The following is a 19,529-nucleotide window of genomic DNA, read 5'->3' as shown; positions in this document are numbered from 1 at the left end:
CCATGGGCCAGAAGGCGAAGTTCGGCATCAAGAAGCGCGAGAAGGGCATCAACGTAACGCCCTTCGTCGACGTGCTGCTGGTGGTGCTGGTGATCTTCATCCTGACCAGCAACGCCTCCATTCCCGGCATCGAGGTCAATCTGCCGAAGGCCAGCAACAGCGTGGCCCTGGAAAAGCCGAAGACCAAGGCGATCACCATCGACCCCAGTGGCCAGGTGTTCCTGGATGCCTATCCGGTGACGATGGCCGAGCTGGAAGACCGGCTGCGTACCGAACGCGCGACCACGCCGGATTTCCCGGTGATCGTGCGCGGTGATGCGCAGGTGCAGTACGCCCGCGTGGTCGAGGTACTGGACCTGCTGCGGCGCCTGGAGCTGGCTCAGGTCGGCCTGGTCACCGGCAAGGCGCAGGGCTGAGGCATGACGGCCCATCAACCCCCTCGACCGGAGCCCGGCATGCGCGGTCGCCAGTTGCTGGTGACCGTGGCACTGGTGCTGGCCGCGTTGCTGGTGCTCGGTATCGCGGTGTGGTGGCTGTTGTTCAAGGACACCGCCAGCACCCGCCGGCCGGTGGTGCAACCGCCGATGCTGGCGCTGCCACCCCCTCCGCCGCCGCCCCCGCCGCCCCCGGAAAAACCACCGGAGCCGGAGACGCCGCCGGAAGAGACGATGCCCGAGCCGGAGCCGCTGGATCAGCCGACGCCGGCCGAAGAGCCGACGCCGACGCCGGATAACAGCGATCCGGTGACGATGAATGCCGACGCGCAGGCCGGTGGTGACAACTTCGGTATCCAGTCCGGCAGTGGTGGCGGTTCGTCCGGCGTTGGCCGTGGTGGCGCCGGCAACGCTACCTACGGCCGCTATCTGGGCTACCTGATGCAGCAGGCGATCTCGCGCGACGACAAGGTCAAGCGCCTGGCGTTCCAGCTGCAGGTGAATGTGTGGCTGGCCAACGACGGCCGCCTGGAAAAGGTCGAACTGGTACGCGGCAGTGGCAACGAGGAGGCCGACGAGGCCGTGCTCGATGCCCTGCGTCGCATCGGCAAGGTTGACCAGGCACCGCCGCCGTCACTCGATTTCCCCGCCCGCGTCCTGATCCAGGGCCGCCGGCCCGGGGCCTGACTCCGACTTCCGTGATTTCCCTTCTTTCGATGAGAACCGTGATGAACGACCACGTCCGCGCACGAACCGACTCCCGCCGCCCGCGGCCGGCCCGACGGGCGCTGCTGTGCTGCGCCGTGCTGCTCAGCCTGGCCGCCCCGGCCGGTGCGATGGCGGCCGAAACCACCATGGTCAAGCTGATCAAGGGCCTGATCGCCAGTGGTGCACTGAAGCCCGAAGACGGCCAGGCACTGCTGGTGCAGGCCGAGGCCGAAGCAGCGGCCGCACAGCGCAGTGCAGCCACGGGCAGCACCGCGGCGAGCGGTGGCGTGGCACTGGAGGCCGGTGACGTGCGCGTGCCGTACGTACCGCAGAGCGTGCGCGACGGTATCCGTGACGAAGTGCGCCAGGACGTGATGGCGCAGGCGAAGTCGGAAGGCTGGGCGGCACCCAACGAAGTGGCCGAGTGGACCAAGCGCATCAAGGTCACCGGTGACATGCGTGTGCGCAGCGAGTCGCGCTTCTACTCCGAGCGCAACAGCGACATCGTGAGCAACTGGTCGTCGATCAACGCCGGCAACGGCTTCGACACCAACACCAATACCAACCTGCAGCTGCCGCCGCTGCTGAACACCCGCCAGGACCGCCGCAACCTGTGGCGCATCCGTGCCCGCCTGGGCATCGAGGCAACCATTGGCCAGCACACCACGGCCGGCGTGCGCCTGGCCAGCGGCAGCAGCAATGGCCCGGTGTCGACCACCGAGCAGCTCGGCGGCGGCCTGAGCAAGAAGGACGTGTGGCTGGACCAGGCCTGGCTGGCCTACAGCCCGGCGGACTGGGTGACGGTGCGTGGCGGCCGCTTCGGCAATCCGTTCTGGACCAGCGACACGCTGTTCTCCAGCGATCTCAACTTCGATGGCCTGGCCGCGAACCTGAAGTATGACTTCGATGGTGGCGACCTCGACCTGTTCGGCGACCTCGCGGTGGTGCCGCTGGAGTACACCTCCGACAGCTCGCCGAGCCAGAGCAAGGTCAAGACTCCGAACGAGAACAAGTGGCTGTCCGGTGCCCAGGTAGGCGTGAACTGGCGCTTCAACGATGACAACGCGCTGCGTGCCGCGCTGGGCTACTACGACTTCAAGAACATCAGCGGCCGCCTGTCCTCAACGTGCTCGCTGTATTCGGGCGCGGTAGGCTGCGACACCGACTGGTCGCGCCCGGCGTTCATGCAGAAGGGCAACACCCTGATGCTGATCCGCAACATCGCGCGCAATCCGGTGGATCCGGCCGGTACGCCGACCCCGCAGTATGTCGGCCTGGCCTCGGCCTTCCGCCTGGCCACGCTGAACCTGCGCTGGGATACACAGCTGGCGCAGGGCATCGGTCTGCGCCTGGATGGTGACTACATCCGCAACCTGGCCTACGACAAGCAGGCCATGTTCAGTCGTGCCCAGAACGGCATCGTCAACAACTACGGCGCCGGCGATACTGTCGGCATCGATACCTTCCGCAGTGGCGACACCGCATGGATGGTGCAGGCCACCTTCGGTGCCACCGAGCTGAAGGAGAAGGGCCAGTGGCAGGCGCTGCTGGGCTACAAGCACATCGAGGCCGACGCACTGCCCGATGCCTACAACGATCCGAACTTCCACCTGGGCGGCACCAACGCCCGCGGCTACTACGTGGGCGGCGCCTACGCGCTGGATGCACGCAGCTGGATCAGCGGCAAGTGGATGGCGGCCAAGGAAGTGTCCGGCGCGCCGCTGTCGATCGACGTGTTCCAGCTGGAGTTCAACACCGGGTTCTGAGTGGCGGGCGTGATGCGGATCACGTAGTGCGTGGCGGGGGCGCAGCGATGCGCCCGTCTAAGGAAAGGAGACCACGCGTTGTTCAAAAGGAGGAGTGGATGAGCCGTCGCAAGCTGTTCGAGAGTCCCGAACCGTCCAGCCAGATGCTGGGTGTTGGACCGGCCTATGTTTCAGTGGAGGGCCTGCGCCAGCACCTGGCCGAGTTCCTGCTGTATGCGGGCCGGCCGGTGGTGATCATGCGCGGGCGCAGCGAAGTGGGCTATTTCCTGCCGGCGCGCTGCTGGCGCCAGCGTGACGATGATCCGCTGGCGGCGGCTGCCGCCGACCAGCTGCTGGATGCGGCCGGCTTCCAGGCCGAGGACATCCAGCAGGTGGAGCAGGAATTCAACGCCATGCGCCAGCGTACCGTGCTGCATTCACGGCGCTGAGCCTTCCGCAGAGCCGGGCCCATGCTCGGCTTTTCGGGCGGTTGCACGCGACGTTGGCAACAGCCCCTGCCGTTGCCTTCGGCTCTACAGTAGATCCACGCCGTATGTGGATAGGCCACACCCGGCGGCAGCTACAACGCCAGCACCTGTCCCGGCTCCAGCGCCTGCAGAAACGCGTCGTCATGCGACACCACCACCAAAGTGCCCGGGAACACCCGCAGCACCTGCAGCAGGTGCATCCGCAGCGTCATGTCCAGGTTGTTGGTTGGTTCGTCCAGAACCAGCAGCGCTGGGGGCTTGGCCGCCATCAATGCCAATGAAAGCCGCGCCCGTTCGCCACCGGACAATGCGGACACGGGCGTCTGCGCCGTGGCATCGCCGCGGAACAGGAAGTCGGCCAGGTGCAGCCGGCACTGGGTCTGGCTCCAGTCCGGCATCTGGGCAGACAGCGCCTGGAGAGGCGTGGCCTGCATCGGCAGGTCCCGGTAGTGCTGGTCGAGCAGGGCGATCTGATCAGCTGGCGGCAGCAACCAGTCACCATCACGGCGGATGCTTGGGTCGCCGCACAGCGCGCGTGCCAGCGTGGACTTGCCGCTGCCGTTGTCACCGGTGATCGCCAGGCGATCGCCGACATCCAGGCGCAGATGCAGTCCACCCAGCACCGTTTCCGTGGCATGCGCCACGCTGGCGTCGGTCAGCTGCACCACCACTCCCTCACGTCGCCAGCCGGCCGGCAACGCGAAGGTAGGCTCGATGATGGTCTCGCGCTGCAGGTCATTGCGACGAGCCACGATGTCTTCCTGCTGCTCACGGATCAGCAGTTGCTTGCTGCCGGCGGTGGTATTGCCACGGCCGAGCTTGGTGGCTGAACGCACGCCGCCCCACTTGCGCTGTTCCACCTTGCGCACACCGCGTTCCCGCGAGCTGGCAGCGCGCTGCTGTTCGCGCATCAACGCCTCATGGGCCTGGCCGCGCTCCTGATCCAGCTGGCGCAGCTGCCGGTCGCTGGCCTCGCGTCGCTGCTGCAGGTCCGCCTGATAGTCGCGGTAGCGGCCGCCGAAGTGGCTCACGCGCCCGCCACGTATGTGCCAGAGCTCATTACAGAGCGCATCGATCAGGGCTTCATCGTGGGTGGCCACCAACAGTGCGCCGTGGAACTGGCGCAGGCGCGCGATCAGCGAGCGGCGTGCACTGCGGTCCAGGTGATTGCTGGGTTCATCGAGCAGCAGTACATCGGGGGCGGCATCGAGCGCGCGGGCGAGCGCATGGCGCATCTGCTCGCCGCCGCTGCGAGAGGAGTCATCCAGCACGTGCTGCGGCACGTAGGCGATGCGTGCGCCATCGCGCCGGATGATGGTCCCGCCACTGGGCACCAGAGTACCGGCCAACATCTGCAGCAGGCAGCTCTTGCCACCGCCGTTGTCGCCGATCAGGGCGATGCGGGCACCTGAGGGCAGGTGCAGGTTGACGTCGGCCAGCAGGGCGCGGCCGTTGAAATCCAGATCCAAAGCATGGGCACGTAACATCGCGTGCGGTCCTCCTGTTGCTGCGCGCTCACTGCATCCGAACGCGGACGCGCAGCTTGGAACAGGGGCGAGGCCGGAGCAAGCGAGGAACCGGCCAAGATCCGCCGCAGGTGGGCCAGACCTCCTTCAGCCGCGCTCACTGGTGATGCGCGCACCTTCGCGCATCACCAGCGTCACCGGGGTCCTTTCCACCACCTCCAGCAACCGCTGCCACTGCGCATCGCTCAGCTCGGCGCTGGCATGCAGCACGCGGTGCACGTGGAAGCGTCCATCTTCGTCGCGTTCCGAGCGCAGCTCGGCATGGAACTCGCCCAGCTCCCAGCCCTTGCGTTGCGCATACATGCGCAGGGTGATGGCGGTGCAGGCGGCCAGCGAGGCCAGGTACAGATCGAAGGGCGCGAAGCCCTTGCCCTGACCGCCCAGCGAGGCGGGCTCGTCAGCGTCTACATCAAAGCTTCCATTGCTGATGTGGTGCAGGTAGTTGTCGCCGGTCGAAACAATGCGCGCGTAGGCCATCACATTCTCCATCTGTCTCTAGCGTCGAGCCACGCTCGACCAAACCCACTGTAGCGTCGAGCCATGCTCGACTGCTCCCAAAGGCGGCGCCAGCCAAGGCCAGCGCCGCCACCCATTCACTCGGTACGATCGTACGAGAACTGGATGCCTGCCGTACCACCGGTTTCAATGAAGAGGTTCATGAACGCCGGCACCGTTTCTGAGCGGGCCCAGTCGCGCTGCAGCTCGCAGAACAACTGCGGCACGCTGATCAGCTGGCCCCCGGCCTGTTCGATGCGGCGCAACGCGGCATCATGCGCCGCCAGCGAAGTGCCGCCAACGGCATCGACCACCACGTACACCTCATAGCCTTCCTTCAACGCATCCAGGGCCGGGAAAGTCAGGCAGGCTTCGGTCCACAGTGCGGTCATGATCAGCTTGCGGCGGCCGGTGGCCTCCACCGCCTTGCGGAACTCGACGTCTTCCCAGGAATTGATGGTGGTGCGGTCGTAGGTGGGGTAGTCGCCCAGCACCTTGCGCAGCTGCGGAATCGGCGGCTTGTTCAGGCCGGTCTTGACGTTGACCGTCGAATGCACGATCGGCAGACCGTAAGCCACAGCGGCTTTGGCGGTGCCGACGATGTTGTTGACCAGCAGCTGGCGGTCCATCGAGGCGATGGAGTTCACCTGCACCGGCTGGTAGTCGATGATGATGAAGGCGGAATTCTTCGGGGTCAGCAGGTGGTCGCTGGCCGGGTCGCGGATCGGTTCACTGGACATGATGGGTCTCCGGTTGGGAGGAGTGCCGGCAGCGGGCCGGCACCCCGGGGGGTAGCTCAGCTGCGCTGCGAATCCAGCTGCTCCTGGTTCTTCTGCACGTCCTGCGCCTTGAGGTAGCTCTCGATCAGCAGCTGGTAGTTCGGGAAGATCTTCGTGTAGACCTCGGCCCACTGCTGGGCATCGTCGCGGTTCCAGCTGCGCTGGATCTCCGAGGCCACCGCGGCGGTGTCCATCGGCACCACGCCGGCCTGCACTACGCGGGCCAGGGTGATCTCTTCGGCCATCTTCGAATAGGTGCCCGAGGCATCGATCACCGCGAACACCCGGTAGCCATCGGCCACGGCGGCGATCGACGGGAAGGCCATGCACACGCTGGTGATGGTGCCGGCAATGATCAGCTGCTTGCGCCCGGTGGCCTTCACCGCAGCAACGAATTCCGGGTTGTCCCAGGCGTTGATCTCACCCTTGCGCGCCACGTACTGGGCATGCGGGGCCGCGTCGTGGATCTCCGGGATCAGCGGGCCGTTCGGGCCCTGCGGGACCGAGGCGGTGGTGATCACCGGCATCTTTGCCAGCGTGGCCATCTTCGCCAGCGCAGTGGCGTGGGCGCGCACGCTGGTGAATGGCATGTCACCGATGGTCTGGAACAGGCCGCTCTGGTGGTCGATCAGCAGCATCGCGGCGTTGTCCGGATCGATCACCGGGCGGGCACCGTTGAAGTTGGCGGGGGTACTCATGGTCAGTCTCCTGGGGAAGGTGGGCGATGGCCCATTGGCGCGGCGGGTCATCGCCCGCCGCGCGGAAGCGCTCAGTGCGCGATCTGGCCGAAGCGGCCGCTGTTGAAATCGTTGACCGCCTGGCTGATCTCGGCCTGGCTGTTCATCACGAACGGGCCGTAGCCCACCACCGGCTCGTCGATCGGCTCGCCGCTGAGCAGCAGCACAGTGGCGTCGCTGTCGGCGTCGACGAACACGTCCTCGCCGCTGCGATCGAAGGTGACCAGCTGCGCCTCGCCGACCGGCTGGCCGCCGTTGATCCGGACCTGGCCCTTCAACACCACCAGCGCCAGCGTGCGGCCATCGGCCACCGGCAGTTCGGCGTGGTGGCCCTGCTGCAGGCGGATGTCCCAGACATCCATCGGCGTGTGGGTACGCGCCGGACCGGCGTGGCCGTCGAAGCGGCCCGCGATGACACGCACGCGGCCGGCGCCCTCAGGCAGATCCACCGAGGGGATCTCTGCGTCAAGCAGGGTCTGGTAGCCCGGTGCGCCCATCTTGTCCCGCGCCGGCAGGTTGACCCACAGCTGGACCATGTCCAGCGTGCCGCCGCGCTTGCTGAATTCCGGCGTGTGGAATTCCTCGTGGAGGATGCCGGAGGCAGCCGTCATCCACTGCACGTCACCCGGGCCGATGGTGCCGCCGGCCCCGGTCGAATCGCGGTGGGCGACCTCGCCCTCATAGACGATGGTGACCGTCTCGAAACCGCGGTGCGGATGCTGGCCGACCCCACGCGGGGTATCGCTGGGGGCGAAGCTGTACGGGCCGGCATAGTCCAGCAGCAGGAACGGGCTCAGGTGCTGGCCGTGGGTGTTGTAGGAAAACATCGAGCGGGCGGGGAATCCATCGCCCACCCAGTGCGGGCGGGGGGCGCTGTAGGTACCGGTGACACGCTTCATGGCGATCTCCTGGCCGGGGCTGCCGGCCGCTGTTCTTCGTTGCAGGAGACGATATCGCCGTGACAATTGGGCCGGTAGACGCCAATATTTGCCGTCATAGTCCTATCTGGTGAACAATGGCGGCAGGCCGTGGGCCGCAGGAGATCGCCCCGTGTTCATCGCAGATATCCGCCGTTGTGACCTCAACGACCTGTTCTATTTCGCCATGGTGGTCGAGCACGGCGGCTTCTCGCAGGCCGGCCGGGCGCTGGCCATGCCGAAGTCGAAACTGAGCCGGCGCATCGCGCTGCTGGAGGAACGGTTGGGCGTGCGCCTGATCCAGCGCTCGACGCGGCGTTTCTCGGTCACCGAGGTCGGCCAGGACTACTACCGCCACTGCAAGGCGATGCTGGTCGAGGCCGAAGCAGCCGAAGAAGCGATTGCGATGTCGCGCGCCGAGCCGCGCGGCACGATCCGCCTGGCGTGCCCGATCGCGATCCTGCACGCGCGCATCGGCCCGATGCTGGCCGACTTCCTGGCCCTGCACCCGCAGGTGACGGTGCAGCTGGACGCCACCAACCGCCGCGTGGATGTGGTGGGCGAGGGCGTGGACGTGGCGATCCGGGTACGGCCGCCGCCACTGGAGGACAGCGACCTTGTGGTACGCGTGCTGGCGCGCCGGGTGTGGTGCACCAGTGCCAGCCCGGCGCTGCTGCAGCGGCTGGGCACGCCGCAGGTGCCGGCCGACCTGGCGATGATGCCGACTGTCGATCTGGCCTCGCCCAGTCAGCAGCATGTGTGGGAATACAGTGGGCCTGGCGAGGTCCAGGCCAGCGTGCATCACCGCCCGCGCCTGGTCAGCGATGACATGATCGCGTTGCGCGCAGCGGCGGTGGCCGGGGTCGGGCTGTTGATGCTGCCGCGGATGATGATCACCGATGAGCTGGAGAGCGGGGCGCTGCTGCCGGTGCTCCCCGAGTGGGTGCCGAAACACGGCATCGTGCATGCGGTGTTCCCTTCGCGGCGTGGGCTGCTGCCGGCGGTACGCGCGCTGATCGATTACCTCGCCGAGCGTTTCGAGGCGTTGGACGAACCGTAGGCTCCGCATCCACGCATGGCGTGGATCTACTGGATCCGCCGCCGCCTGGTAGATCCACGCCATGCGTGGATGATCCTGGTGCCGCGCGACCGGCCTTCGCTTGCCGCCTGCGGCCGCGCAGCCCACAATCCATGTCCGGACCGTCGCCATCACGCCCATCATTCCCCGGTCCGGCCTTGGCACCTATGTCTCCCAATGCCCTGGCGCTGGTCGAGCTGCTGATCCGTGAGCGCCGTGCGTTGTCTCGCTTCATCGCGCGCTATCTCGACCCGGCCAGTACCGAGGACACCCTGCAGAACCTGTACCTGAAGGCCAGCAGCGTGCCCGGTGATCCACCGATCCTGGAGCCGCGCGGCTATCTGTACCGGATGGCCTATCACCATGCGCTCAACCGCAGCCAGGCCGACGCCCGCGAGCGGCGCGCGATGGCCGAGTACGCCGCCGACATGGCCGAGGCGGGCCACGACGGCGAGGCGCAGGCGCTGGACCAGGCACAGCTGCGCGAGATCACCCAGACCATCCTCGCGCTGCCAGCGCAGGTGCGCGAGTGCTTCGTGCTCAACCGCTACCTGGGCCTGAGCGAGCGCGAGATCGCCACACGGCTGGGTATTTCCAAGAGCCTGGTCGGCAAGCATGTGCTGCGCGCGGCGCTGTTGATCCAGCAGCATCAACAGGGAACGCGCCGATGACCGGCGATTGCCGTGGGCAGATCGCGCCCGCCGTTGTCACAACAGGAAAGCGCACCCGTTCGTGGTGCGGCAGGCCACAACCATGACCACGTCCGAACCCTCGCCGCGTCAGGCCAGGCAGGCGTTGCGCTGGGTGATCCAGTGCAGTGCAGGCCCGCTGCCGGAACGCCAGCAACGAGCCCTGCAGCGCTGGCTGCGGGCCGATCCGCGCCATGCGCTGGCCTGGCGCCAGCAGCAGGCCTTCTGGCAGGGGCTGGATGCCGCCGGGCCCGACGTGCTGGCGGCGCTGCCTGAACTGACCGCCGACCGCCAGGGATTGCGTCCGGTCGCACCGCGCCGTCGCCTGCCATGGCTGTTGGCCAGCGCCGCCGCCGTGGTTCTGATGGTCGCGGCCGCACCGCAGGCGCTGTTGCTGGCGCGCAGTGACCTGCGCAGCAGTGATGCGCCGCGCGTGGTGCAGCTGGACGACGGCAGCACCGCCGTACTTGACGCTGGCACCGCACTGGCGATTGAGTTCGACGGCCAGCAGCGCCACTTGCGCCTGCTGCGCGGCCAGGCCTGGTTCCAGGTGGCGCACGAGGCGCGCCCGTTCCAGGTCGAGGCGGCGGGCGGCCTGGTCCGTGACATCGGTACCGCCTTCAGTGTGTCGATGCTGGATACCACGGTCACCACCCAGGTCAGCGAGGGTGTGGTCGAGGTGCGTCCGGGCGATGGCAGCGTACAGCGCCTGCATGCGGGGCAGTCACGGGCGTTCCGTGACGGTCGCTGGCTGCAGCCTGTGCGGCTGGAAGATCCCGAGGCCGTGGCGCCATGGCGGCGGGGCGAGGTAGTGATCGATGATCAGTCGGCCACGCAGGCCATCGCCGATCTGGCGCGCTACCGTCGTGCCCCGGTCTGGGTACTGGGTGGGCAGGGTGCCAGCGTACGGGTCAGTGGCTTGTTCCACCTGCAGCAGCCGGAGACGGCCATCGATGCCGTGGCCGCACAGGCAGGACTGCGCGTGCAGCGCTTGCCCGGTGGCGCGTTGGTGCTGTGGTGAGGTGCCGCCGGTTCATGGCGGAATACGCGGCATGAAAAAAACATGAAAAAACCGTGGGCACCTGCAGTGTCCCGCTGTCTATAGAGGTATAGCCAGAGCGAAACACCGTTTTTCCTCAAGCCAGACACACCACCGGCACCGGATGTGCCCGTGGTCCAGCCACGCTTGAGGAGTTCCTGTCCATGCCGTCCACGGCATCCGCCTGTCATCGTCGCGCCACCGTTCTGGCCCTGGCCGTTTCCACCGCATTGCTGCCGCTGGCCTGGGTGCCGGCCGTGCAGGCACAACCGGCGATCGTCGCGCCGGTGCGCCAGTACGCCATTCCGGAACAGCCCCTGGCCGACGCCGTGCGTGCCTTTGGCCGCCAGGCCGATGTGCAGGTGGTGTTCCGCAGTGACCTGGTGGAGGGCCGCCGCTCCAGTGCGGTGAGTGGCGAGTACAGCCAGATGCAGGCCCTGCAGCAGCTGTTGCGCGGTAGCGGCGTGCGCGCACAGCGCGGCATGGACGGCACCTGGAGCCTGCGGGCCGCAGCGGAGGCGGGTGAAGGGGAAGGGGTGCGGGTGACCGAGACGCTGGACGTGGCCGGTCGCCTGCAGTCGGAAGGGGGCGAGGCCCGCGATCGGCGCGGCTACGATGATGTGTTCGCGCTGGACCTGACCACGGCGTATTCGGGGCGCGACCGGGTGGAGCGCTACCGTGGCTCCAACCCGGCCGACGTGGTCAAGGATCTGGTCGGCGTGTTCAGTGGCGATGCGCGCAACAGCGGCGCGCTGGACATCAACATCCGCGGCATCCAGGGGCCCGGGCGGGTGCCGGTCAGCATCGACGGCGGCGAACAGGCGCTCACGGTCTGGCGCGGCTACAACGGCGTGAGCAACCGCAACTACATCGATCCCAACCTGATTGGTGGCATCCAGGTCATCAAGGGGCCAGGGCTGGTGCGCGATGTGCACAGCGGGATCGGTGGTGCGCTGGTGATCAAGACCATCGACGTTGACGACATTGTTGCTGCCGGCGAACGCTTCGGCGGGGAGCTGAAGATCGAAGGCAGCAGCAATGCGGTGGCGCCACGCCTGCCGCGCCTGCACACCGGCGAGGATTACCGCACGGTGCCGGGGTTCCCGCAGGGCTCGCCGAACTCGCCCTATGATGACCGCACCCTGGTGGTGCCGGTGAAGTCGCGCAGCGGCAACAACCCCTTCGATGGCGAAGACCAGGCCTGGCGGTTGGCACTGGGCGTACGCGGCGACAACGTCGACCTGATGGCTGCCTACGCCTGGCGCAAGCGCGGCAACTACTTCTCCGGCAGCAAGGGGAGCGCGTACTACGACCAGGACCGGCGCGAGCAGTACGAGTACCAGGGCATCGACTACATCACCACGCTGGCGCGTTACTTCAAACCGGGCGATGAAGTGCCCAATACCTCCAGCGAACAGGAGTCGTGGCTGGTCAAGGGCAGCTGGCAGATCAACGACGACCAGCAGCTGAAGGCTACCTGGCGGCGTACCTTGTCCCACTACGGCGAGATCATGCCGTCGCGCATCCTGTCCGCGCCCGACTACGGACGCATCCAGTGGCCGCTCAGCCGGGTTGCGTCCGATGCCTGGAACCTGGAATACCGCTTCCAGCCGGCCGGCAGCCGCTGGCTGGACCTCTACGCCAACCTGTGGCGCACGGAGACGGACAGCGATACCTACAGTGCTGGCGGCTTCCCGAACTTCGCAGTGGGTAATCCGGCATGGAACCCGGACGCCAGCCCGATCCTGCGCAACACCGCGCTGGCCAACGCGCGCAACGACCGCACCGGCCTGATCCTGAGCAACCGCTTCGCCTTGCATTCGACCCTGGACCTGACCGTGGGCGGCAACTGGCAGTACGAGAAGCTCGGCTCGAGCGATCCGTACTTCGGTACCACCGATGGCTGGCGCATGTTCCCGCGTGCCGGGCGCCGACAGGAGGGCGAGGGCTACCTGACCCTGGAGTGGCGGCCGGTCGACTTCCTTACCCTCAATGCAGGCGTGCGCTACAGCCGCTACTGGGCCTTCGACGATTTCCTCGAGGCGCACCCCGAGCTGCTGACCAAGGGCGTAGGTGGCAAGGAAGCGCAGTACACCGTGAACGAGTTGCCGCCCCGTCCCGCCAATCTGCAGGCCCGCATCGACGCGTTGGAAGCACGCCGCGCCGTATGGGAAAAGCGCGGCATGGGCTGGTTCATCGATGACAGCATCCGTGCCTTGCTGGCACCGTACGAGACGCCGCGTCCGGTCAGGTACACGCGGCCCTGGCTGCCCGATGCCGATGGCAACTACACCCGCGCCGGCAATCCCTGCCTCAATGGCGAAGTGGCGGCCATTCCCGGCGTGCAGCCGGTGTTCGCCGGCAGCGACCAGGTCTGCAACATCGGCAACAGCGTACAGTCGCAGTCGGTCGATGCACGCAACAGCCGCCGCCGCGACCATGCCTGGCTGCCGACCTTCTCGGCCACTGCACACCTGTCCCCGGCCGCCCGTGCCTACGTGCGTTACAGCGAAGCGGTGCGCTTCCCGAGCATGTTCGAAAGCACGATCGCTTTCTCCGGCAGCCTCAATCCGCTGCATGCGCTCAAGCCCGAGCACGCCTACAACTACGAAGTGGGCTACGTGCACAACCTGTCGGCCCTGTTCGGCAACACCGCCGATGCCGACGTCAAGCTGGCGTACTACGTGCACAAGACCCGTGACGTGATCGAGCGCGATGGCAACTTCCTGTTCGACAACATCGACAAGCAGACCATCCGTGGCATCGAACTGCAGGCCCGCTTCGACAGCCGGCGCTTCTTCACCGATCTGGGCATCACCCGCACGCTGGAAAACGAGGTGTGTGACGAGAGCACGGCGGTGCTCCTGGATGCGAACCGCGGCCTGGTCCCGAACTGCGTGCAGGATGGTTTCGTCGGTGGCTACCTGCTGACCCAGGCCATTCCCAAGCTGTCGATCAACTGGTCGCTGGGCACGCGCCTGTTCGATGAGCGCCTGGAGCTTGGCAGCCGCATCGTGCACTACCAGCGCCACGAGAACCCTGATCTGCAGGCCTACCGTGACCGCCTGCTGAGCGGTGGCAGCGGCCTGCTCTGGCAGAACGTGCCGTTCACCTGGGGAAACATCACCACCGTCGATGCCTATGCGCGCTGGCGCTTCAACGAGCATGCCAGCGTCGAACTGGTCGGCAGCAACCTCGGCAACCGCTACTACGTCGATCCAGCCACGCGGTCCACGCTGCCGGCCCCGGGTCGCACCCTGAAGCTCGGCGTCACCGCACGCTTCTGATCTCCCACCTTCAAGCGTTGTACCCGTAGTTCCCTCAACCAAGGAGCAATACCATGAAAATGATCTCCCGTTCGGTTCTCGCCGTTGCCGCCTCGCTGGCTCTGGTCGGTGCCGCGCATGCTGCCGATATCGTTGGTGCCGCCAGTGCCAAGACCGATGCCGAGCTGTATGTGGCGGTTGGCGAATCGCAGGTCAATGGCGGCCCGCACCGCGCTGGCAAGGCCGGTATCGGTGTCGGCACCGTGTCCCAGGCCAAGCCGGTGGACTTCCAGGGCCTGAGCGCCTACTCGGCACCCACCACCGTCAATGGCGTGACGGTACGTACCCTGGCCATGCCGATCACCGGCGCACCGGGCAGCCACGCTGGCATGGGCCACTTCAACTTCGTCAAGGTCGGCAGTGGCGATGTCTGGTTCGGTGAATGGTCCAAGGATGGCGCCGCCGGTGGCTTCAACAACCGCCAGGTCTACTTCGTCGGTGACCGCGCCGGCACCACGCTGCCCGCCGGCGTGGCGTCCTACACCGTGGCTGGCCTGAACAAGTTCAACGGCAGCAACCTGCTGAGCGGCACCTTCGACGCCGACTTCGGCGCCGGCACCCTGGATGGTGCGCTGTCGGGCAACGGCCTGAACCTGGCCATCGTTGCCAACATCAACAGTGCCGACGCATCGTTCGCCGGTTCGGCCACCGCCAACGGCAGCGTTGCCGGCACCACCCAGGGGCAGTTCTTCGGCGCCAACGCGGCCGCCCTGGCCGGTATCGCCACCTTCAGCGGCAACAGCCAGTACGACACCGCCTTCGGCGGCAGCAAGAACTGATTGCCACGCCCCTGACGGGGCAGGGCAGGGACAAGCCGCGATCCGCCAGTCCCTGCTTCGGCCCGCTGCATGCACCACCACGGATCGACCATGCGCCATCCCATCTTCCTTGTCGTACTGCTGCTGGCGGCCGCCGACGCTCGCGCCCAGCAGGACGATCTTCGCCGCGTGCTCGAACAGGGCACCGACCTGCGCCACCAGCAGCAGGACCAGCAGCGCCTGCAGCAGGCCGAGTCGGAGCGACCGACCATCACCATCGACGGCCAGACCCTGCGCGTGGAGCGCACGGTCGACGATCTGGGCCAGGCGCTGTACCTGTCGCTGCAGCATCAGCAATGGGGCGCCGCGCAACGCTTCCTGGATGAATACATCGAACTGCCCGGCCACGACCCGTTGCTGCGCCACTATGCGCAGGGCGGCCTGGCGCGGGTGGCCGGCAATCACCACCGCGCGGCCAACGAGTACGAGGCGCTGCTGGAGGCACAGCCGGATTTCCTGCCGGCCCGCCTTGAACTTGCGCGCGTCTACGCCGAGGACCAGCGCGATCGCGATGCGGTGGCGTTGTTCACGGCGATCGAGGATGGCATCAGCGCCGATGACCCTGCCACCGCAGGTGTACGCGGACGGGTGGGCGCCTATCTGGCTGCGCTGCAGGCGCGCCAGCGCTGGAAAGGCGCGCTGTCCGCCGGCCCGGCATGGAGCGACAACATCAATCGCAGTTCGGCCAGCCGCACCTGCCTGTTCGGGGCAGGCGACACCTGCATCATCCAGCGCAATCTTCCCGATGCCCAGCGCGCCATGGGCCTGGACTATGACGGTAACCTCGAACGTCGCTGGGCACTGAAGGGCCACCATGGCGTGTACGTGCGTGGCCTCGCATTCGGCCAGGCATGGCGCGGGCACAGCGCCTACAACGAGCTCAATGCCAACGTGCAGGCGGGTTACAGCTGGCGTAGCGCACGGCATACCCTGCAGATCGCCCCCAGCTATGACTATCAGGGCGTCGGCAACCGGGCCCTGCAGGGCGGCAGCGGGCTGCATGGCGAATGGCAATATGCGCTGGACGCGCGCAGCCTGCTCAAGCTGGAGGCCGACTGGAAGCGCCAGCGCTATCGCCAGCGTGGCCTGGCCAGCAATTACGACGGTGAGCTGGCCGCGGTGTATGCCACCTGGTTCCGTGCGCTCAACCCGCGCTGGACCCTCTTTGCCGGGCTGGACCTGAGTGACAGCAGCGCCGCCAACCCGGCCAACGGCTATCGCCAGCGCGGCGTGCGGCTGGGTGCGGCGCGGCAATGGAGTGGCACCACCGCCACCGTATTCGTCTCGTTGCGCGAGCGCGACTACGACGCGTGGAGTCCGCTGCTGGAGGCGCGGCGTGAGGACAGCGAACAGAACCTGATCGCCATCGTGCGCAGCGAGCGCCTTGCCGTGGCCGGGCTGGTACCCAGCCTGAGCCTGCGCTACGCGCGCATCGACAGCAACGTTGGCTGGCTGTACAGCCACGACCGCAGCCTGCTCAGCCTGAAGTGGGAGCGGGCCTTCTGAACACGCCGCTGCAATGCCGCGGTGAACGGGCCGTGGCCGCGATCTTCATCCATCATCACGCGCTCTTGTAGCCCGGTTCGCGCATCCTGCGGGCGTTGCGGCAGAGCTGGGCCGCGTGTATCGAGGAGCGCCGGTCGTGCTGGAAGCGGGCAACAAACCAGAGGGCCTGAAAGGGCTGCGTGTACTGGTGGCGGAGGATGAATTCGCCATCGCGATGTTCCTGGTCGACTATCTGGAGCTGAAAGGCGCACAGGTGGTGGGGCCGGCCGGTGACCTGCAGGCGCTGGGGCAACTGGTCGATACCCATCCCATCGATGTGGCATTGCTGGACATCAACCTGGGCGGTGAGCAGGTCTATCCGCTGGCCGATCGGCTGGCCGAGGCGGGTACGCCCTTCCTGCTGACCTCCGGTTACGACGACAACCTGCCCAGCCGCTTCGCCAGCGCGCCGCGCTGTACCAAGCCTTATCACATCGAAACCCTGGTGCAGCAGCTGGCCGGGCTGGTGGCGGCGCCGCAGGTCTCTGCGGGCATCGCCTGATTGCGCGGCATGTCGCGCCGTCCTGAAGGCATCCACGCTGCCAAGCTGCGTGGCTCGATGCCACCTGCGCCGCGCCTGCATGCGCGCCACGATGGCATGGCCGCGCGCATCGCCCGCCACGACTGGTCGTCCACGCCATTGGGTGCCTGTGAGCATTGGCCGCCCCACCTGCGCGCCACCGTCGACCTGATGCTGGCCCATGGCTTCCCGATGATCGTGCTGTGGGGCGAGCAGCTGGTGCAGCTCTACAACGATGGTTATGCCGAGATCCTGGCCGACAAGCATCCCGGCGGGCTCGGCCAGCCGACCCGCGAGTGCTGGCCCGAGGTGTGGCATATCAACGGGCCGATCTACCAGCGCGTCTGGCAGGGCGAAACCATCACTTACGAGGACAAGCTCTATCCTCTGGCGCGCCGAGGGCGGTTGGAGGACGTCTGGTTCACCATTACCTACAGCCCGATCCGTGGCGAGGAGGGGCGCATCAACGGCGTGTTGGTGACCATGTTCGAGACCACAGCGGCACATGTGGCCCAATTGGCACGCGAGCGCGAAGAGCAGAAGCGGCGGGAGGCGGACCGGCGCCTGGCATTGGCCTTCAAGGTGCTGCCGGTAGGTGTCTGCATTGTCGACACCGAGGGGCGCTTGCAGCTGTCCAACGACCAGATGCGTGCCTACCTGCCCAGCGGCAAGGTGCCTTCCACGGATGAGGTGAACCTGCATCGATGGCGCGGGTGGCATGCGGACGGTAACGCCATCGAGGCGCACGACTTCGCCATCGCCCGCGCAATGCGCGGCGAGACCGTGGTGCCGGGGCTGGAGTTCCAGTACCTGCATGATGATGGCCGCGCGCGCTGGACCCGGGTCGCTGCCGCGCCCCTGCGCGATGGCGACGGTGAGGTCAGCGGGGTATTTGCCATCGCGGTGGACATCGACGACCTCAAGCGTGCCACTGAGCGTCAATCGGTATTGCTGGCCGAACTGCAGCACCGGGTGCGCAACATCATGTCGACCATCCATGCCATTGCCTGGCGGACCCGCGAGTCGGTCAGCAGTGTGGATGAATACGCTGAACGGTTGTGCGGGCGACTGATGTCGCTGGCACGCACGCAGAGCCTGCTGACCCGTGGTGCCAATGCCGGCGTCTGCCTGCGTGGCATGCTCGACGAGGAGATCGCTGCGCAGACGCCGGCAGCGGCCGCCTACCGCCTGCAGGGCGAGGACGTGCTGCTGCCGCCGAAAGCAGCCGAAGTACTGTCCCTGGCGATCCACGAATTAGCGACCAACGCGCTGAGGCATGGCGCGCTCACCCATGAGGATGGCCGGATCGAGGTCACCTGGGATCTGCAGGTTCAGGCCGGCCAGCCATGGCTGGGCCTGCACTGGTGCGAGCGTCATGCCGAGGTGGAGGACTGGGAGCTGCCCCGCCAGCGTGGCCTGGGCCGGGCGCTGATCGAGCAGCGCGTGCCGTACGAGCTGGCTGGCAGCGGGGAGCTGCGCTTTGGTCCACAAGGCCTGGATGCCTGGATCCGCTTCCCGCTGCGGGAGCGCGACAGCCTGCTGCAGACCGATGCGCCGGGCGCGGCGGCGGAGGGTTCCGTCAGGTAATGGTCCATTTATCCCCAATTGGGCCAAATTGGGCATAATGGCCTCAACTATCCCCGTCTGGAGCCGTGCCATGACCCTGCCGCTGGATCTGCCTGGCCTTGAGAAGGCCCCGGCCTCGTCGGTGAAGACCCGGGGCTGGCCGAGCCTGATGCGCACCGTGCGCGAGAAGCAGGCACTGGTCATCACCAACCACAATCATCCGGAAGCGGTGATCGTGGATATCCGCACGTACCAGGAGCTGCTGGCCAAGGCCGCCGGCGGTGACGCCGGTGAGCGCAGTGAAGAACTGCTGCGCCTGCGCGGTGAGTTCGACCAGACCCTGGCCAGCCTGCAGCGCGGTGAGGGGCTGGGCAAGGTGCTGGGCCAGCCGATCCGCCGTGGCCGCAAGGTCACCCTCGGCCGTCCGCTCTGAACGATGGGGCGGATCCTGGTGCTGGCCGGCGTCAATGGCGCCGGCAAAAGTTCGCTGTTGGGTACCTGGCTGGAAGCCGAAGGACTGAGCTGGTTCAACCCCGATTCGTTCACCCGCCGCCTGGTCGAGGCTGGCTGGCCGCTGCCCGAAGCCAATGCCGAGGCCTGGCAGGAAGGCACCCGCCGCCTGCGCCAGGCCATGGCTGATGGCACGGACTTCGCCTTCGAGACGACGTTGGGTGGCAACACCATTCCGCGCCTGCTGCGCGAGGCCTGCGAGCACCATCACGTCGCGATCTGGTTCTGTGGCCTGGCCACGGTCGAGCTGCACATCGCCCGCGTGGCGGCGCGGGTAGAGGCCGGTGGCCACGATATTCCGGTGGAAAAGATCCACGCCCGCTTCGATTCGGCGCGCGAGAACCTGTTGGACCTGCTGCCGCACCTGGCTGAGCTGCATGTCTACGACAACAGCGCGCCGGCCGACGCAGAAGGCTGCGCCGCGCCCCTCCCGGTGCTGGCGATGGAGCGCGGCCAGCTGCAGTACCCGGTCTCGGTGGCCGAACTGCTGCACACGCCGGACTGGGCCAAACCGATCGTGATGCGCGCGATGGAGTTGGACACCCCGCAGTAGATCCACGCCATGTGTGGATGTCTTTCACGCATCGCGCGAAACCGCGCCGTGCACGA

General features: G+C 67.1%; 19 protein-coding genes. 14 read left to right on the top strand and 5 right to left on the bottom strand.

Annotation, left to right across the window (positions count from 1 at the left end):
- Positions 1-2 precede the first annotated feature (2 nt).
- The 4 genes from MG068_RS11575 (at position 3) to MG068_RS11560 (ending at position 3,336) form a co-directional block, all read left to right on the top strand.
- Positions 3-416: an ExbD/TolR family protein gene (locus MG068_RS11575; RefSeq protein WP_005409874.1), complete on the top strand. Its 414-nt coding sequence runs from the start codon at positions 3-5 to the stop codon at positions 414-416.
- A 39-nt stretch (positions 417-455) separates the two neighbouring features.
- Positions 456-1,121: a cell envelope integrity protein TolA gene (gene tolA, locus MG068_RS11570; RefSeq protein WP_107433696.1), complete on the top strand. Its 666-nt coding sequence runs from the start codon at positions 456-458 to the stop codon at positions 1,119-1,121.
- 41 nt (positions 1,122-1,162) lie between these two features.
- Positions 1,163-2,908, top strand: a complete 1,746-nt coding sequence (locus MG068_RS11565; protein WP_132810245.1) for a putative porin — start codon at positions 1,163-1,165, stop codon at positions 2,906-2,908.
- Between the two features lie 98 nt (positions 2,909-3,006).
- Positions 3,007-3,336: a hypothetical protein gene (locus tag MG068_RS11560; RefSeq protein WP_005409871.1), complete on the top strand. Its 330-nt coding sequence runs from the start codon at positions 3,007-3,009 to the stop codon at positions 3,334-3,336.
- A gap of 131 nt (positions 3,337-3,467) precedes the next feature.
- Here MG068_RS11560 and MG068_RS11555 read toward each other — a convergent pair whose 3' ends face one another.
- From MG068_RS11555 to MG068_RS11535, 5 genes are all read right to left on the bottom strand, one after another.
- Entirely contained in the window at positions 3,468-4,862 is a 1,395-nt protein-coding gene (locus MG068_RS11555) for an ABC-F family ATP-binding cassette domain-containing protein (RefSeq protein WP_132810244.1), read from the bottom strand.
- A 126-nt stretch (positions 4,863-4,988) separates the two neighbouring features.
- On the bottom strand, positions 4,989-5,378 hold the full coding sequence (locus MG068_RS11550; protein WP_110712508.1) for an OsmC family protein: 390 nt from the start codon (positions 5,376-5,378) through the stop codon (positions 4,989-4,991).
- 116 nt (positions 5,379-5,494) lie between these two features.
- On the bottom strand, positions 5,495-6,136 hold the full coding sequence (locus tag MG068_RS11545; protein ID WP_110712507.1) for a hydrolase: 642 nt from the start codon (positions 6,134-6,136) through the stop codon (positions 5,495-5,497).
- Between the two features lie 56 nt (positions 6,137-6,192).
- The gene (locus MG068_RS11540; protein ID WP_132810243.1) at positions 6,193-6,873 is read right to left on the bottom strand and encodes a hydrolase; all 681 of its coding nucleotides are present in this window, start codon (positions 6,871-6,873) and stop codon (positions 6,193-6,195) included.
- 71 nt (positions 6,874-6,944) lie between these two features.
- Complete coding sequence (locus MG068_RS11535) at positions 6,945-7,811, bottom strand: pirin family protein (protein WP_110712506.1); 867 nt, start codon at positions 7,809-7,811, stop codon at positions 6,945-6,947.
- A gap of 151 nt (positions 7,812-7,962) precedes the next feature.
- On the opposite strand from MG068_RS11535, the gene MG068_RS11530 reads away from it, so the two are divergent.
- From MG068_RS11530 to MG068_RS11485, 10 genes are all read left to right on the top strand, one after another.
- The gene (locus MG068_RS11530; RefSeq protein ID WP_006370410.1) at positions 7,963-8,889 is read left to right on the top strand and encodes a LysR family transcriptional regulator; all 927 of its coding nucleotides are present in this window, start codon (positions 7,963-7,965) and stop codon (positions 8,887-8,889) included.
- Positions 8,890-9,074: 185 nt separating this feature from the next.
- Positions 9,075-9,578 (top strand): RNA polymerase sigma factor, encoded by a 504-nt coding sequence (locus MG068_RS11525; RefSeq protein ID WP_006370408.1) that lies wholly within the window; start codon positions 9,075-9,077, stop codon positions 9,576-9,578.
- Between the two features lie 82 nt (positions 9,579-9,660).
- Complete coding sequence (locus MG068_RS11520) at positions 9,661-10,617, top strand: FecR family protein (protein WP_132810242.1); 957 nt, start codon at positions 9,661-9,663, stop codon at positions 10,615-10,617.
- Between the two features lie 182 nt (positions 10,618-10,799).
- A complete protein-coding gene (locus MG068_RS11515) occupies positions 10,800-13,922 on the top strand; it encodes a TonB-dependent receptor (protein ID WP_132810241.1) in 3,123 nt (1,040 codons plus the stop codon).
- A 53-nt stretch (positions 13,923-13,975) separates the two neighbouring features.
- Positions 13,976-14,740, top strand: coding sequence for a Slam-dependent surface lipoprotein (locus MG068_RS11510; protein WP_032129432.1), 765 nt, complete (start codon positions 13,976-13,978; stop codon positions 14,738-14,740).
- A 90-nt stretch (positions 14,741-14,830) separates the two neighbouring features.
- Positions 14,831-16,285 (top strand): surface lipoprotein assembly modifier, encoded by a 1,455-nt coding sequence (locus MG068_RS11505; RefSeq protein WP_071227971.1) that lies wholly within the window; start codon positions 14,831-14,833, stop codon positions 16,283-16,285.
- 136 nt (positions 16,286-16,421) lie between these two features.
- Positions 16,422-16,826 (top strand): response regulator, encoded by a 405-nt coding sequence (locus MG068_RS11500; RefSeq protein WP_019337750.1) that lies wholly within the window; start codon positions 16,422-16,424, stop codon positions 16,824-16,826.
- Between the two features lie 9 nt (positions 16,827-16,835).
- Positions 16,836-18,431, top strand: a complete 1,596-nt coding sequence (locus MG068_RS11495) for a sensor histidine kinase (protein WP_132810240.1) — start codon at positions 16,836-16,838, stop codon at positions 18,429-18,431.
- A gap of 70 nt (positions 18,432-18,501) precedes the next feature.
- Complete coding sequence (locus tag MG068_RS11490; protein ID WP_005413623.1) at positions 18,502-18,843, top strand: type II toxin-antitoxin system prevent-host-death family antitoxin; 342 nt, start codon at positions 18,502-18,504, stop codon at positions 18,841-18,843.
- Positions 18,844-18,846: 3 nt separating this feature from the next.
- Positions 18,847-19,473: an ATPase gene (locus MG068_RS11485; protein WP_132810239.1), complete on the top strand. Its 627-nt coding sequence runs from the start codon at positions 18,847-18,849 to the stop codon at positions 19,471-19,473.
- Positions 19,474-19,529 lie beyond the last annotated feature (56 nt).

Origin of the sequence: Stenotrophomonas sp. ASS1 (assembly GCF_004346925.1) — a bacterium.
Lineage (GTDB): Bacteria > Pseudomonadota > Gammaproteobacteria > Xanthomonadales > Xanthomonadaceae > Stenotrophomonas > Stenotrophomonas maltophilia_A.
Note: the sequence above shows the minus strand (reverse complement) of the source record. Positions and strands in the feature narration are given on the sequence as shown.